We start from the raw sequence: 13944 nt of genomic DNA, 5'->3' as shown, positions 1-13944 counted from the left end.
AAAGCCTGAAATTATTTTAAAGTTTCAATATAAGCTTCAATGGCTTTAAAGTCTTCTTCTGTTAGACCCTTAAGATTAAGCTTCATAATGGCACCTTGACCATAAGCATTTCTTTTGCCTTCTGAGTATTCTTTCATGTATTGAAGTCTTTCAGTAGAAGAAATACTCTTTAAAGCTGGAACTTTATTTAGATAAACTTTATCAGCATTTGCACCGTGGCACACTGCACATTTTTTAAAAAGTGTAGCACCATCTGCGGCGAAAGCTGAAACGCCAAGACATGCTAAAGCTGAAACTGCAAGTAATTTTTTCATTTTGATTTCTCCTTAAGTAAAAATTTAGATTACTAGGTATTATATATTTTTATTTTTAATAAAATTCTTAAAGACCCAGCTGATGTTTATTTTCTTTTTAAAAAAGCTATATTATAATGTTTCTATGAAAAGACAAGCATTATTTTTAGACAGGGACGGGGTGATTAATATAGATAAAAAATATGTCTATAAAATAGAAGATTTTGAATTTTGTGATGGAATTTTCGAGCTTTGTAGATATTTTTTAGCTAAGGATTATTTACTTTTTATAGCGACTAATCAATCAGGCATAGCAAGGGCTTATTATAAAGAGAGTGATTTTTTAAAACTTTGCGATTTTATGCTTAAAGAATTTGTAAAACAAAGCATAAAGATTGATAAAATTTATCATTGTCCGCACTTAGAGGGTTGCCAGTGCCGCAAACCTAAAGCGGGTATGCTTTTAAAAGCCAAAGATGAGTTTGATTTGGATATGAAAAATTCTATTTTTATTGGAGATAATCTAAGCGATATGCAAGCGGGTTTGAAGGCTCACATTGGCACTTTAATTTTAGTAGATGAAGAAAAAAAAGAAGGCGATTTTTTTACTCAGTTTAAAAATTTAAAAGAAATTCTAGACTTTTTTAAAGAAAAGGACATTTAAATGAGAATAGTAATCACAGGCGGTGCGGGATTTATAGGTTCGCAACTGGCTTTAAATTTACAAGAAGAAAATGAAATTTTAATCATCGATAAAATGCGTAGCAGTGCGACTTTTGAGAATGGAAATTTGCAAAGTTTTGGACATTTTAAAAATTTACTCGAATTTGATGGAGAGCTTTTTGTAGGCGATATTAACGATGAGAAAGTTTTAAAAAAGATTGAGAATTTTAAGCCTGAAGTGATTTTTCATCAAGCAGCCATTTCGGATACAACGGCTTTTAATCAAACTCAAGTTTTGCAGACTAATTTAAATACTTTTAAAGACTTTATACAATTAAGCATTAAACTTCACGCAAAGCTTGTTTATGCAAGTTCAGCTTCGGTTTATGGAGCTGCAAAAAGCCCTCAAAGCGTAGGCAAGGATGAAGAGCCTAAAAATCCTTATGCTTTTTCAAAATTGATGATGGATAAGTTAGCAAAAAAATACTATGATAAAGCCCATTTAGTAGGACTTAGATATTTTAATGTCTATGGTAAGGGCGAATTTTTTAAGAATAAAACCGCTTCTATGGTTTTGCAATTTGCCCATCAAATTTTAGCTGGGAAAAATCCTCGTTTGTTTGAAGGAAGTGAGCGAATTTATAGGGATTTTACCTATATCAAAGATGTCGTAAGTGCCAATTTGACAGCACTTTCTTCAAAATGTGGAGTTTATAATGTAGGCAGTGGCAAGGCAAGGACTTTTAAGGATATAGTCGATATTTTACAAAAAGAATTAAAGACCAATTTACCTTGCGAGTATATCCCAAATCCTTATGTGAAGTCCTATCAATTTCACACTGAAGCAAACTTGGATACAACTTGGGCTTATAAGCCCAAATTTAGCCTTGAAGAAGGGATAAGGGATTATTTGAGCGAGATAAAAAGGCTTTTTGAAAAGGAAGTAAATGCTTGAGTTTTTAAGTCAGCAAAAGCCTAAAATTTTGGTTATAGGCGATTTTATGGTGGATAATTACACTTGGTGTGAGTGTTCGCGTGTAAGCCCTGAAGCTCCTGTTTTGATAGCTAAAAGCCTAAAAGAAGATAAAAGACTAGGGGGAGCTGCCAATGTTTATGCGAATTTAAAAAGTCTAGGTTCTGATGTTTTTGCACTGGGTGTTGTGGGCGATGATGAGGGTGGAAAATTTTTAAAGGAAAAGTTACAAGGAGAGTTTTTAACCCAAAAAGGACGCAAAACCCCTTTTAAAAATCGCATTATGGCACACAATCAACAGGTTTTAAGAGTGGATGAAGAAGATACAAGTGAGATTTTGCTCGAAAATGAGCTTATAGCTTTGTTTGATGAAAAGATTAAAGCTTTTAAGGCTGTGGTTTTAAGCGATTATGCAAAAGGAGTTTTAACGCGTAAGGTTTGCAAGGCTATCATTTCTAAGGCTAAGAGCTTAAATATCCCTGTTTTAATAGACCCTAAAGGGAGTGATTTTAGCAAATACAGCGGTGCGACCCTGCTTACGCCCAACAAAAAAGAAGCTTTAGAGGCTTTGAAATTGGAAAATTTAGAGGGGGAAAATTTAGAAAAAGGCATTAAAAAATTAAAAGAAGATTTTTCATTGCGTTATTCTATTATCACGCTTTCAGAAGCAGGAATTGCCCTTTTTGATAAGAGTTTAAAAATAGCTCCGGCTAAGGCTTTGGAAGTTTATGATGTAACAGGAGCTGGCGATAGTGTGATTGCAGTTTTGGCTTTTTGCTTGGCAAATGAGATTGAGATTTTTAAAGCTTGCGAGCTTGCTAATGAAGCCGCTGCGGTTGTTGTAAGTAAAATAGGCAGTGTTAGTGTGAGCTTTGAAATGATTAAAAGCTTTAAACGAAGGGATTTTGAAAACAAGATTAAAAGCAAAGAAGAACTTTTGGCACTTTTAGAACAAAATGATAAAAAGATTGTTTTTACAAATGGTTGTTTTGATATAGTGCATTTTGGACACATTTCTTATTTGCAAAAGGCTAAAAGCTTGGGCGATATTTTGGTGGTGGGCTTAAATTCGGATGCGAGTGTGAAAAGACTAAAAGGCGAGAGTCGCCCTATAAATTCAGAGTTTCAAAGAGCTTGTATGTTGGCAGCTTTTTATTTTGTGGATTTTGTAGTGATTTTTGATGAAGATACGCCTTTGGAACTTATAAGCTTTTTAAAGCCTGATGTTTTGGTTAAAGGCGCTGATTATAAAGATAAGTTTGTTGTGGGTTCAAATTTGGTTTTGAGAGTTGAATTAATCGACTTTGAAGAAGGTTTTAGCACCACTAAGCTTATAGAGAAAATAAGGAATGAAAAATGAAAGTTTTCATTATCAACTTAGAGCGTTCTTTGGAAAGAAAAGAGCGAATGCAAGAGCAAATTCAAAAGCTTTTTGAAAAAAATCCTAGCTTGAAAGATGATTTAGAATTTATCTTTTTTAGGGCTGTTGATGCTAAAAATGGGGAGCATTTGGAATTTAAAAATCATTTTGTTTGGTGGGGTTCTTGGGTATTTGGCAGAGAGCTTAGTGATGGAGAAAAAGCCTGTTTTGCTAGTCATTATAAGCTTTGGCAAGAGTGTGTAAGGCTGGGTGAAACTATAATGGTTTTAGAAGATGATGTGGAATTTAGTGCCGAGTTTTTAGCGGGGGGGGGTATAGAGGACTTGTTAAAGAGTCCATATGAGTATGTAAGGCTTTGTTATTTGTTTGATAAAAAGCTATATGGTTTAGATAAGGATTATTGTTTGAGTTTTGAAAAAATTAGTGGTGCTCAAGGTTATGTGCTACAAACAAGTGCCGCAATAAAATTTATCCATAATGCTAGATATTTAATTTGTCCTGTGGATGACTATATGGATAAATTTTACAAGCATAAGGTTTTAAATATCATTAAAAAGCCTTTATTGTTAAAGCATAACTTGAAACTAGAAAGTGAAATTTCGGCTCTTGGACGCCCTAGCCAAAGGACTAAATTTTATAAAAAAATTAGCAGGGAATGCTTTAGATTATTTTGGGATATTCATAAAATGTTTTTTGCGTTTTATATGCGTAAAAGCTTAAAAATTAAGTAAGTTCTTAGCTTCTTCTATGACTAGCTGTGGGTTTAAATCCTTCATACAGCTGTGGTGTTTTAAGGGGCAAGCTTTTTGCATGCACGGCATACAAGCTAACTTTAAATACACCAATCTTGCGTTTTCATTTTGCCAAGGTGAGGTTTGAGTGAATTTTGTAGGACCAAAGATGGCTATGGTTTTCGTCTTATAAGCTGCTCCTAGGTGCATAGGACCGCTATCGTTTGTGATGAAAATATCGCAAAAAGCTATATTTTGACAAAGGGTTTTGAGTGTGGTTTTATTGCAAAGATTTTTTACTTTTACATTCTGCTCTTTTAAGATTTTAAAAATTTCATCGCAAAGAATTTGCTCTTCTTTTCCTGCTCCAAAGATTAAAATTTCGTGAGTTTTGCTAAAATTTAAAGCCACCTTAGCAAAATAAGCCCCGTCCCATCTTTTAGCACTGCCAAAACTTGCTCCGGGGTTTAGACCCAGTATTTTTTTCCCATTTTTAAGCCTAAGCGGACCTTGAAATTTGAGCTTAAAAGGAAGTTTTAAGTCTTTAGAGTGGATTTTAATAGCCGCTGCGTTTTCTGCAAAATAAAGATATTTTAAAACCTGATGTTCTTCTTTGTGCTTTTTTTTATCAAAAAAATGCCTTTGTTTTGCCTTAAGAAGGTGCAAAATAAGCTTAGAAGAAAGAGCCGACCTAAAAGAAAGAGCAAGGTCTAAAGAGTGAAGTTTTTTGCGTAAAGATAGGGCTTGTTTGTAGCGTGTTTTTTTATTTTCTACAATGATTTTGGCATTAGGAAAATCCTTAAAAAGAGCTGTGGAAACAAAAGAGCCATAGAGTATAAAATGGGCGTTTTTAAAATGATGATAAATGCCATATAAAGCAGGTGAAGCCATCACTGCATCGCCTAGCCAAGTGGGAAGGTGTATAAAAATTTTCATAATTTTCCTAAAATTTTGATAGAATTGTCTTTAATATTTTAACAAAATTTAGGAAAAATATGCCAAAACTTTCTATCATTATCCCGCTTTTTAATTCTCATAATTTTATCGCAAGAGCCTTGCAAAGTTGCATAAATCAGAGCTTTAAAGACATAGAAATTTTAATCATCGATGATAAAAGCGAGGATGAGAGCCTTAAAATAGCCCTAGCTTTTGCCAAAGAGGATAAAAGGATAAAAATTTTTAAAAATGATGAAAATTTAGGTACTTTTGCGAGTAGGAATAAGGGAGTTTTGCACTCAAGCGCTGAGTTTATTATGTTTTTAGATAGTGATGATTTTTTAAGTTTTAATGCTTGTGAATTGGCCTTTTGTGCTATGAATAAGGGTTTTGATATAGTGCTTTTTGACGCGTTAGTGCATAGGGTAAAGACTAGAAGGTTTTACCGTTTTAAACAAGATGAAGTGTTTGATAAAGAGCAGTTTTTGGAATTTTTAAGTAAGCAAAGGCATTTTTGCTGGTCGGTTTGGGCGAAGTGTTTTAGAAAAGATATAAGCTTAAAAAGCTTTGAAAAAATTAAAATAGCTGAGCGTTTAAGTTATGCTGAAGATGTGCTTTTTTGCTATATGAATTTTATGCTTTGTGAGAAAATAGGCGTTTTTAAAGAGTGTATTTATCATTATGAATTTAATGAAGATGGCAGGTATGAAAGCAAAAATAAAGAAATTTTAAGTCAAAATTATCAAGATAAAAAGAAAAGCAACGAACTTATAAAACAACTTTCTTTGGAATTTAAAAATGATATTTTTCATCAAAAATTATTTGAGGTTTTGGAAAAGGAAAAGTTGGGGTTAATAAGGAGAATTTATGAAGCAAGAAGTTAGTAGTTTTTGGCATACCCCTGAAGGCTACAAAGGCATAGGCATAATGGAGCTTTTATCTATAAAATCTTTTATAGATAATGGTTATAAATTCGTCTTATATACTTATAATCTTGATGATATTTTTTTTAAAAAAATGGGTGAATTATTTGATGACTTTGAGCTTAAAGATGCTAGCGATATAATACCTTTTGAAAACTATTTTAGTGATGATAGGGGAGCTGGAGTGGCTGCCTTTTCGGATTATTTTAGATTTAATTTGCTTTATCTTAAGGGTGGGGTATGGGTAGATCTTGACATGGTTTGTCTAAAATATACGGATTTAAGTCAAGAATATATCTTTTCTCAAGAGATTGATAAAGATGAGACTAAGCCAAGAGTTACAACATCGTTTTTAAAGTTTCCTAAAAATTCAAATTTTGGAAAGAGTCTCATACAAGAAGCAGAAAAAATTGTTGATAATAGAAAAATAATTCCTTGGGGTATTATAGGTCCTTGGTTTTTAGCGGATGAAGTTAGAAAATGGAATTTGGAAAAATATACATGGGATTATAAGCAAACTTGTCAAATTTCATGCTTTAAAATAAAAGATTTTATAAGCAAAAGAAAGAAAATTGATGAAACTAGGCCTTTTTTACATTTATTTTCTGATATGTGGAGAGCTAAAAAGATGGATAAAAATTTGCTTTACAAAGATGGAATTTATGGCAGCTTGTTGGTTAAACATCATATAGATAAGTTACTAAATGATATAGACTATCCTGATATTATGTATTTTTCTAGAAAAAATTTCTTGCTTGAATTTATTGATAAAATCAAAAGCAAATTAAAAATTTAATATTTTTTTCCATTTCGACATAATAACTTTTTCGGAAAAATCATTTATGGCTTTTTGTTTAGATTTTTCCCCCATTTGAATTCTTAAATCCTTATTTTCCATTAAAGTTTGGGTTTTCTGAGCGAAAGAAAATATATCGTTATTGGGTATTAAATACCCATTTTTTTCATCGTCTATGACATCACTTGGTCCAGTTTTAATATCAAATGCAATTAATGGCAATCCAAACGATAAAGCTTCTAGTAGCACCATAGGAAAACCTTCATAATGGCTACACATTAAATATATACTAGCATTTAAATATTCTTTTTCTATATCTTGCGTAAAGGGCTTTATTTGAATGGATTTTTCAAGATTATTATTTTGAATTTTTGCTTGAATTGTTTCTTGACCATCTCCTTCTCCAACTATGGTTAATGTCCATTCTTTATATCTTGTGTCATTTTGAATTATTTTCCAAATGTCAATAAGTCTGGAAAATCCTTTTAAATCATCTTGTGTAAATCTCCCTATGCTTAGAATATTTTTTTGTTTATAGTCGGTTTTTTGAGATGGAATATAGGGTAGAAAGTTGGGAATGATATGGATGTTTTGATGTCTTTCTTTCCATTGTTTAAGTTCTTTATTTGTGAGAATAACAATATCGTGAAAATAAGAAAGATTATTACATTGCATATAAACATTAAAATTTCCATGTATAATTTTTACATATCGGGTGTTTTTTAGTTTTAGTATGGGGATGAATGACTGATAGTCGTTTGATAAAACAACATCCACCCCTCCCCATTGATTTATAATTTTATTTATGATTATATTGTTTATTATTTTTTTTATCGCGGTAATTTTTTTGGATTTAAACCATTTTTCTGTATTTTTATATAAAAAATGTAAATTAATATTTTCATGCAAGGAGAATGGTAATAGAGAGTTTTTTTTATACACACTAAGAATGGTAATGTTATGATTTTCTTTTGCCAAGGAGTTGGCTAAATTTACAACAACTCTTTCAGTGCCACCATACACTGACATATCATAATTTACAAGTAAGATTTTCATTAAATTTCCTAAGCTATAATTGCGTCCATTTAAAAATCATAAGAGAGAATTATAGTTGAAAAATTCTTTAATTTCTATTATCTTACCTACTTATAATGTCGAAAAATACATAGCAAGAGCCTTAGATAGTTGCGTAAATCAAAGCTTTAAAAATATAGAAATCATTATTGTAGATGATTGTGGAAACGATAAGAGTATAGAAATAGCCAAAGACTACGCTAAAAAAGATGAACGCATAAAAATCATTCACAATGAAAGAAATTTAGGGCTTTTAAAGGCTAGATATGAGGGTGCTAAAATTGCAGGGGGGGGGTATATACTCTTTTTAGACCCCGATGATTTTTTAGAACTTAATGCTTGTGAAGAGTGTGCAAGGATTTTAAATGTTGAAAAAGAAAGCGATTTTATATGGTTTGGCTTTTTGTATAAAGAAAATTCAGCCAAAAGGTGTGAATACAAGAAAGATTTTTTACAAGATAAAACTTTTACAATTTTTGAATATTGCAAGAATGTTTTAACTCAAAATAATGGAATTTGTTATTGGAATCTTTGTTCTAAGATGATTAAGACAGAAGTATATTTGACCGCTTTTACTTATTTAGATGAGAAGGATATTAAATTAACGATGGCAGAAGATGCTTTGATTTATTTTTTTATTATTTTAAATTGTGAAAAAATTGTTACGAGTTCGAAGCATATATATTATTATTGTCAAAACGACTCTAGTTCTGTTATGACAAACAATGCTAGAAGAATCGAAAAAAATTTACAAGATGAAAAAATGGTTATTAGGATTTTATCAAAGTTTTTAAATTCTCATAAGAAAAATATGGAACAATACTTATATATTTTTTTAAAAATAACTCTTATTAAGTTGATTATGTATAAATTATTACGAGAAATAAGATTTTATCAACTAACTTGTCCTTATGTTATATATAAATTGAAAAAAATAATAAATAAATTTTTAATAAAATATTTTATTTTAAAAATACAATGCTTAGTTCGCATTTTTAGATAGATTTTTGATTGCTTTACAAGGGGTCAATATGCCTATAATTTCTGTTATTATACCTATTTATAATGTAGCACCTTATCTAAAAGAGTGTTTAGATAGCGTTATAAATCAAAGTTATAGAAATTTAGACATTATTCTAGTCGATGATGGAAGCACCGATGAGAGTTTAGATATAGCACTTGAATATTTAAATAAAGACAATAGAATATTTTTAATTTCTAAGCAAAATGGTGGATTAAGCTCGGCTAGAAATATGGGTTTAGAATTTATAAAAGGAACTAAACTTAGAGCTTTTTTTGAAGACAAACAAGAGCAAAACATTATGTCCTTTAGTGCAACGCATACTTTTGAAACAAACACTCAAACAATAAAACAAGAACTTATAAAATCCAGTTTTACTCAAATTCAAAAAGGATATATAAGAACCAATATAGAAAATATAAACGATTTTATAATTCAAAAATTACCAAATTCTATAATACATTTTTTAGATTCTGATGATTATTTTAAGCCTAGTTGTATAGAAAGATGTGTAAATGAAATGACGAAAAGAAATTTGGATATTTGCATACATGATTTGGAAGAATATTATGAGAGTGATAAAAAATTTGTGAAAAAAGACTTTTTTGAAAAAATATGTGATAATGAATTTTATAAACCTCTAGATTTGTTAAAATTAAATAAAAGATATAATTTCTATTTTGCTTGGCAAGGGGCATTTAAAGCTGATATTTTAAACAAGTATAATCTCCGTTTTACTCAGGGTATATATCATGAAGACCATGATTTTGGGACTATTTTATTTTGCTTGGCTAATAAGATGTTTTATATGAAAGAATCGTTAATGATTTATAGAATTAGGCAAGGGTCTATAACTAATTTTACTGATAAAAAAATCTTACCAAAACATTTGGAATCTTTAGAAAAATATTTTGATGATTATATGGAGCTTAGAAATTATTTTAAAGTATATTGCGATATTGCAATTGCAAAAAAAATACAGAATTTTAATAAAAATATAAATAATTCATTTCTTAAAAAAAGTATCAAAAGATACTATATGCGTTATTTTGACATTAATATCAGCAAGGACCCTTTGAATCTAAATAAAGAAATTCAAGTTTTTGTAAAGAATTTAAAATATTATAAAGTTTATATGAAATTAAGAAAATATATAAGACATCCAAAAAAAATATTTGCTAAATTTTAAACTAACTATTGCTATCACAGGCTATAATTAAAGTTGCAACATTTAAAACCAAAATGCTTAAAATTTGATTTTTTATGCTTCAAGGTTTTTTAAATCTATATTTAACTTTTAAGCAAGGATATTTTGTTGTCTAGCTAACTTATTTAATGTATATTTTTTCTAGAATTCTTCATTTAATTTTATTAGTATAATGGAAAGATAATTAGGCAGTGATAATTTCTCTCCACTTTTTCATAAGCTTTTCTTTGCTAAATTCATTTTGTATTTTCTTTTTAGCATTTTTACCCCATTCTTTTCTTAGCTTCTCATCTTGCATAAGGATTTGAAGTTTTTGGGAAAAGTCTTCCAAATTTCCATCTTCTATCAAAAAGCCAGTTTTTTCATTTTCTATAATATCACTTGGACCCGTATTTACATCAAAGGCGATGCTAGCAATCCCATAGTTTGCACTTTCAGCTAGAACCATTCCAAAACCCTCAAAATGACTAGTCATCACATAAATACTTGCTTTTAGATATTCTTGCTCTATGTCTTTATTAAAAGGTTGCAAAAGAACGGAGTGTTCTAAATTTTTTAGTTTTATTTTATTTGCTAATTCTTCTTTTAATATGCCATCACCTACAATGTGAAGTTTCCAAGCTCTTAAATTTTCATTTTTTTGTATTCTTTCCCAAATGTCTATAAGTCTTGAAAAGCCCTTTTGTTTTGTAAATCTTCCAACGCTTAGAACAATTTTTTGAGATAAATCACTTTCTTTTGAAGAGATAAAGGGTAAAAAATTTGGGACTATATGGATATTCTTATGCCATTTTTGCCATATTTGAAGCTCTTTAGATGAAAGCAAAATCAAAGCATCAAAATTATCAAAAATTCTTTTTTTCTTTTTTGGAGCTTTAATGTGCCAAATTCTAAGATATTTTAAGCTTTTGTTTTTAAAAAAAGGTAAAAAATATCCATCATTGGCTAAAAGAATTGCGTCTTTTGCGTTTTTAAATTTTAAAATGATTTTAAGGGATAAAAAATAACGATAAAGACTTTTTAGAAAGATTTTTTTGACTTTATTTGCGTGATAAAAATCTTGCTGACTAAGATAAAAAATTTTCACGCTTTTATCAATCATATAGCTGGGTTTTTCAAAGCTTTTATAAAAACTAAAAATTTCAACGCTATATTCTTTAGAAAAGGCATTGGCAAGGTTTATGCAAACCCTTTCCCCACCACCACTTTCTGTGATGTCTTTTAGGAAAATATTAATTTTTTTCATAATTTAACTCGTAAAGTTTCATATAGCGAAAAAAGGCTCCATTGGCATTTAAAAGGGCTATTATAAAGCCTTTGTAGCCGTATTTGATACCGCCACGAAAAAAATAATCTTTTATAAAAGTCAGCCAGAATCGAAAAATGGCTCCAAAAACACTTGCTTTTTTACCTTGCTTGAGTTTTTCTTTTGCTGAAAAGCTAGTGTAAAGATTCATTTTATAAATCATACTTTCCATTCCATTACAAGCATAATGCCTTAATCCATTTTTAAGATAAATTTTTTGAGTATCAGGTGGTAAAATAAGGCTTTCATGCACTAAATTATCATTAAATCGGGTGAAATTTTTATTAAAAATTCTCAAAACAAAATCAGGCGACCAACCACAAGCCTTTATCCATTCGCCTTTATAGAGATTTTTACGGCTAAGTGCGATGATATTATCTTTTTGAAGTTCTAAATTTTTAAGCTCTTTAATACACTCATTTTCAAGCACTTCATCAGCATCAATGCTTAAAATCCATTCATTTTTTGCATAGCTTAAAGCAAGATTTTTTAAAGCCCCAAAGCCTATAAAAGTGCTGTGATAAATGTGTAAATTTTCAAATTCTTTTTGAAATTCTTGAGCAATTTTTAAGGTATTATCACTACTTTCATTGTTAAGTAAAATAATTTCATCAAAATCTTTTAAAGAACTTAAACACTCAAACAGGGTTTGTTCGGCATTTTTTACAATAATAATCACGCTTATTTGTTTTAGATTCATTTTATATCCTTATAAATTTCTTTATCATAACTTGCAAAGCGTTTGTGGAAGAAAAAATATTCCCAAGGTCTTTTTTTAATCATTTCTTCGCAACTTTGGGCTTGATAAAGCGTCAGCTCTTCTAAACTTGCATTTGCAGAGTCTTTTGCCTTAAAAAATTCCACACAAAAATGTTTGCCATTTTTATAGGCATAAACAGGGATGATTAGGGCTTTGCTTCTTTGGGCTAGAAGGCTTGCTCCCATTTGATAATTCACTTCTTTGCCAAAAAATTTCAAACGCACACTTTCCTTAGCTGTGCAGTCTTGGTCGGTTAAAATTCCCAAAACTCGCCCCTTTTTTAAGGCACTAAGCATTTGTTTTAAACCGCCTTTTTTGTCGATTAATTCTATATCAAATTGGGTGCGACTTTGACTTAAAATTTCATACATCACTTCGCTTTTTAAGCCCTTGCCCACGACTGAGACTGCACCATATTTAGCCGCGTAGATGAGAGGTAAAACTTCCCAATTTCCATAATGTGCGGTCGTAAAGACAAGGGGACGCTTTAAATTTAGGGCATTTTTTAGAAAATCTTCGTTGATAAATTCTATATTTTGAAGTATTTTTTCTTTTGTGGTATTTTGATTTTTAAGACAATCAATCCCAAATTCAGCAAAATTTTCGTAAATTTTTAAAGACAGCTTATCGCGTTCTTTGGCTGTATAATGCGAAAAACAGATTTGTAAATTTATATCAATGATTTTGCGGTGTTTTTTATTAAGATAAAAGGTGATTCTTGCGACAATCAAAGCCAAAAAATTCAAGATAAAATCAGGCATAAAACGCACAAGAAAATTTAAAATATAATAAAGACTAAGATACAGCCTATCGCTATTTTTCACTCAGCACTTCCTTTATCTAGCAAATCCTTAGCAAGTTTGAAAATATCTTCTTCTTCTATGCGAGTGATACAAAAATCACTTCTGTCGATATGCTTGGCATTTTGGATTTTTTTACCTGCGTCTATGATTTTATTGATGGGAGTTTTAAAGGCATTGCGGTAGCTAGGAGTTGCCCCAAAAATCGTAATAGAAGGTCTGTTTAAAGCAAAGGCTAGGTGGGTAGGACCGCTATCATTTCCTATGATTAAATCCATCATTTTTGTAAAAGCCATCAGCTCTTCAAGGCTAAATTTTGGGGTTAATTTTATATGTGCTTCATCAATACCGCTAAGCTTTGAAAGCTCTTTGGCAAATTCATATTCTTTCACATTGCCCCAAGCAAGCCAAATTTTTGCTTTTTGAAATTTATTGATGATGAGCTTACAGAGTATGGCGAGTTTGGTTTTGGGATAGATTTTATTTTCCACACTTGAGCCTACTTGAATGAGTATATTTTTCTCATTCTCATCGAGCTTAAATTTATTGCTTAAGAGTTGTTTTAAATTTTCATTGACGCTGAAAATATCCTGCTTGAAGGCTAAATTTTTAACACTAAAATCAGCATTTAGCATAAAAGAAGCAAGGCTTAAATACCTTACAAAAACATTTTCATTGTAATCTAACTCAAGCTTTTGATTGTAAAAATTATGAGCAAAACTCTCTTTAAGGCTGTTTTTATCAAAACCAAAATTATTTTTACTTAAAATTCGGCTTACAATAGCTGATTTTATAAGCCCTTGCAAGTCTATTACTGCACTATAATTATTTTTTCTTGCTTTAAGAAGAATTTTTAAACTTTTGATAAATTTTTTTTCTTTTAAAGGCAGAGCATAGAGTTTGGTTATTAAAGGATGATTTTTGAGTATGCCTTCAAATTTTTCATCCACAAACCAGTGAATTTCTATATCTTTTTTAAAATTTTTGATAAATTGCAAAATTACAGCACTTTGAATAATATCGCCAAGGGCTGATAAACGAACAATTGCTATTTTCATTAAAACCTAGTATTTTGAAATT

At 30.3% G+C, this 13944-nt stretch carries 14 protein-coding genes and 1 pseudogene; 8 read left to right on the top strand and 7 right to left on the bottom strand.

The window, feature by feature from the left end; genetic code table 11:
- Positions 1-11: 11 nt before the first annotated feature.
- A complete protein-coding gene (locus ACLL8X_RS01155) occupies positions 12-314 on the bottom strand; it encodes a c-type cytochrome (protein ID WP_411989117.1) in 303 nt (100 codons plus the stop codon).
- A gap of 82 nt (positions 315-396) precedes the next feature.
- Between ACLL8X_RS01155 and ACLL8X_RS01150 the strand changes: the two genes are divergently transcribed.
- Genes ACLL8X_RS01150 through ACLL8X_RS01135 form a run of 4 tightly spaced genes read left to right on the top strand, consistent with a single transcriptional unit; the run spans position 397 to position 4041 of the window.
- The gene (locus ACLL8X_RS01150) at positions 397-957 is read left to right on the top strand and encodes a D-glycero-alpha-D-manno-heptose-1,7-bisphosphate 7-phosphatase (RefSeq protein ID WP_411989116.1); all 561 of its coding nucleotides are present in this window, start codon (positions 397-399) and stop codon (positions 955-957) included.
- Positions 958-1911 (top strand): ADP-glyceromanno-heptose 6-epimerase, encoded by a 954-nt coding sequence (rfaD, locus tag ACLL8X_RS01145; RefSeq protein WP_411989115.1) that lies wholly within the window; start codon positions 958-960, stop codon positions 1909-1911.
- Positions 1904-3289 (top strand): D-glycero-beta-D-manno-heptose-7-phosphate kinase, encoded by a 1386-nt coding sequence (gene rfaE1, locus ACLL8X_RS01140; protein ID WP_411989114.1) that lies wholly within the window; start codon positions 1904-1906, stop codon positions 3287-3289. Before rfaD ends, rfaE1 begins: the two co-directional genes overlap by 8 nt.
- The gene (locus tag ACLL8X_RS01135) at positions 3286-4041 is read left to right on the top strand and encodes a glycosyltransferase family 25 protein (protein ID WP_411989113.1); all 756 of its coding nucleotides are present in this window, start codon (positions 3286-3288) and stop codon (positions 4039-4041) included. Before rfaE1 ends, ACLL8X_RS01135 begins: the two co-directional genes overlap by 4 nt.
- Here ACLL8X_RS01135 and waaF read toward each other — a convergent pair.
- Complete coding sequence (gene waaF, locus ACLL8X_RS01130; protein ID WP_411989112.1) at positions 4027-4977, bottom strand: lipopolysaccharide heptosyltransferase II; 951 nt, start codon at positions 4975-4977, stop codon at positions 4027-4029. The genes ACLL8X_RS01135 and waaF overlap by 15 nt on opposite strands.
- 59 nt (positions 4978-5036) lie before the next feature.
- On the opposite strand from waaF, the gene ACLL8X_RS01125 reads away from it, so the two are divergent.
- Both ACLL8X_RS01125 and ACLL8X_RS01120 read left to right on the top strand, forming a co-directional pair.
- Positions 5037-5861 (top strand): glycosyltransferase family 2 protein, encoded by an 825-nt coding sequence (locus ACLL8X_RS01125; protein WP_411989111.1) that lies wholly within the window; start codon positions 5037-5039, stop codon positions 5859-5861.
- On the top strand, positions 5845-6696 hold the full coding sequence (locus tag ACLL8X_RS01120) for a glycosyltransferase (RefSeq protein ID WP_411989110.1): 852 nt from the start codon (positions 5845-5847) through the stop codon (positions 6694-6696). Before ACLL8X_RS01125 ends, ACLL8X_RS01120 begins: the two co-directional genes overlap by 17 nt.
- On the opposite strand, the gene ACLL8X_RS01115 is transcribed toward ACLL8X_RS01120, so the two are convergent.
- Positions 6685-7752 carry a glycosyltransferase family 4 protein gene (locus ACLL8X_RS01115; RefSeq protein WP_411989109.1) on the bottom strand — a complete coding sequence of 356 codons (1068 nt, stop codon included), beginning with the start codon at positions 7750-7752 and terminating at the stop codon, positions 6685-6687. The genes ACLL8X_RS01120 and ACLL8X_RS01115 overlap by 12 nt on opposite strands.
- Positions 7753-7807: 55 nt before the next feature.
- On the opposite strand from ACLL8X_RS01115, the gene ACLL8X_RS01110 reads away from it, so the two are divergent.
- Positions 7808-8773 (top strand): glycosyltransferase family 2 protein, encoded by a 966-nt coding sequence (locus ACLL8X_RS01110; protein ID WP_411989108.1) that lies wholly within the window; start codon positions 7808-7810, stop codon positions 8771-8773.
- Between the two features lie 28 nt (positions 8774-8801).
- Entirely contained in the window at positions 8802-9980 is a 1179-nt protein-coding gene (locus tag ACLL8X_RS01105; RefSeq protein WP_411989107.1) for a glycosyltransferase family 2 protein, read from the top strand.
- A gap of 202 nt (positions 9981-10182) precedes the next feature.
- On the opposite strand, the gene ACLL8X_RS01100 is transcribed toward ACLL8X_RS01105, so the two are convergent.
- The 4 genes and pseudogenes from ACLL8X_RS01100 to waaC form a co-directional block, all read right to left on the bottom strand.
- Positions 10183-11244 carry a glycosyltransferase family 4 protein gene (locus tag ACLL8X_RS01100; protein ID WP_411989106.1) on the bottom strand — a complete coding sequence of 354 codons (1062 nt, stop codon included), beginning with the start codon at positions 11242-11244 and terminating at the stop codon, positions 10183-10185.
- Positions 11237-12004: pseudogene (locus ACLL8X_RS01095) on the bottom strand (glycosyltransferase family 2 protein); the annotation flags it as partial. The gene ACLL8X_RS01100 and the pseudogene ACLL8X_RS01095, both read right to left, overlap by 8 nt.
- Positions 12001-12888, bottom strand: a complete 888-nt coding sequence (locus ACLL8X_RS01090) for a lipid A biosynthesis lauroyl acyltransferase (protein WP_411989105.1) — start codon at positions 12886-12888, stop codon at positions 12001-12003. The gene ACLL8X_RS01090 and the pseudogene ACLL8X_RS01095, both read right to left, overlap by 4 nt.
- Positions 12885-13922 carry a lipopolysaccharide heptosyltransferase I gene (gene waaC / locus ACLL8X_RS01085; protein WP_411989104.1) on the bottom strand — a complete coding sequence of 346 codons (1038 nt, stop codon included), beginning with the start codon at positions 13920-13922 and terminating at the stop codon, positions 12885-12887. The genes ACLL8X_RS01090 and waaC overlap by 4 nt, the downstream gene beginning before the upstream one ends.
- Between the last annotated feature and the right edge of the window lie 22 nt (positions 13923-13944).

It is taken from the genome of Campylobacter parajejuni, assembly GCF_046764905.1.
In the GTDB taxonomy this organism is placed as follows: Bacteria; Campylobacterota; Campylobacteria; order Campylobacterales; family Campylobacteraceae; genus Campylobacter_D.
Note: the sequence above shows the minus strand (reverse complement) of the source record. Positions and strands in the feature narration are given on the sequence as shown.

Coding starts and splice junctions, on each gene's coding strand:
- ACLL8X_RS01155 (WP_411989117.1), bottom strand. CDS start 314: ATGAAAAAATTACTTGCAGTTTCAGCTTTAGCATGTCTTGGCGTTTCA.
- ACLL8X_RS01150 (WP_411989116.1), top strand. CDS start 397: ATGTTTATTTTCTTTTTAAAAAAGCTATATTATAATGTTTCTATGAAA.
- rfaD (WP_411989115.1), top strand. CDS start 958: ATGAGAATAGTAATCACAGGCGGTGCGGGATTTATAGGTTCGCAACTG.
- rfaE1 (WP_411989114.1), top strand. CDS start 1,904: ATGCTTGAGTTTTTAAGTCAGCAAAAGCCTAAAATTTTGGTTATAGGC.
- ACLL8X_RS01135 (WP_411989113.1), top strand. CDS start 3,286: ATGAAAGTTTTCATTATCAACTTAGAGCGTTCTTTGGAAAGAAAAGAG.
- waaF (WP_411989112.1), bottom strand. CDS start 4,977: ATGAAAATTTTTATACACCTTCCCACTTGGCTAGGCGATGCAGTGATG.
- ACLL8X_RS01125 (WP_411989111.1), top strand. CDS start 5,037: ATGCCAAAACTTTCTATCATTATCCCGCTTTTTAATTCTCATAATTTT.
- ACLL8X_RS01120 (WP_411989110.1), top strand. CDS start 5,845: ATGAAGCAAGAAGTTAGTAGTTTTTGGCATACCCCTGAAGGCTACAAA.
- ACLL8X_RS01115 (WP_411989109.1), bottom strand. CDS start 7,752: ATGAAAATCTTACTTGTAAATTATGATATGTCAGTGTATGGTGGCACT.
- ACLL8X_RS01105 (WP_411989107.1), top strand. CDS start 8,802: ATGCCTATAATTTCTGTTATTATACCTATTTATAATGTAGCACCTTAT.
- ACLL8X_RS01100 (WP_411989106.1), bottom strand. CDS start 11,244: ATGAAAAAAATTAATATTTTCCTAAAAGACATCACAGAAAGTGGTGGT.
- waaC (WP_411989104.1), bottom strand. CDS start 13,922: ATGAAAATAGCAATTGTTCGTTTATCAGCCCTTGGCGATATTATTCAA.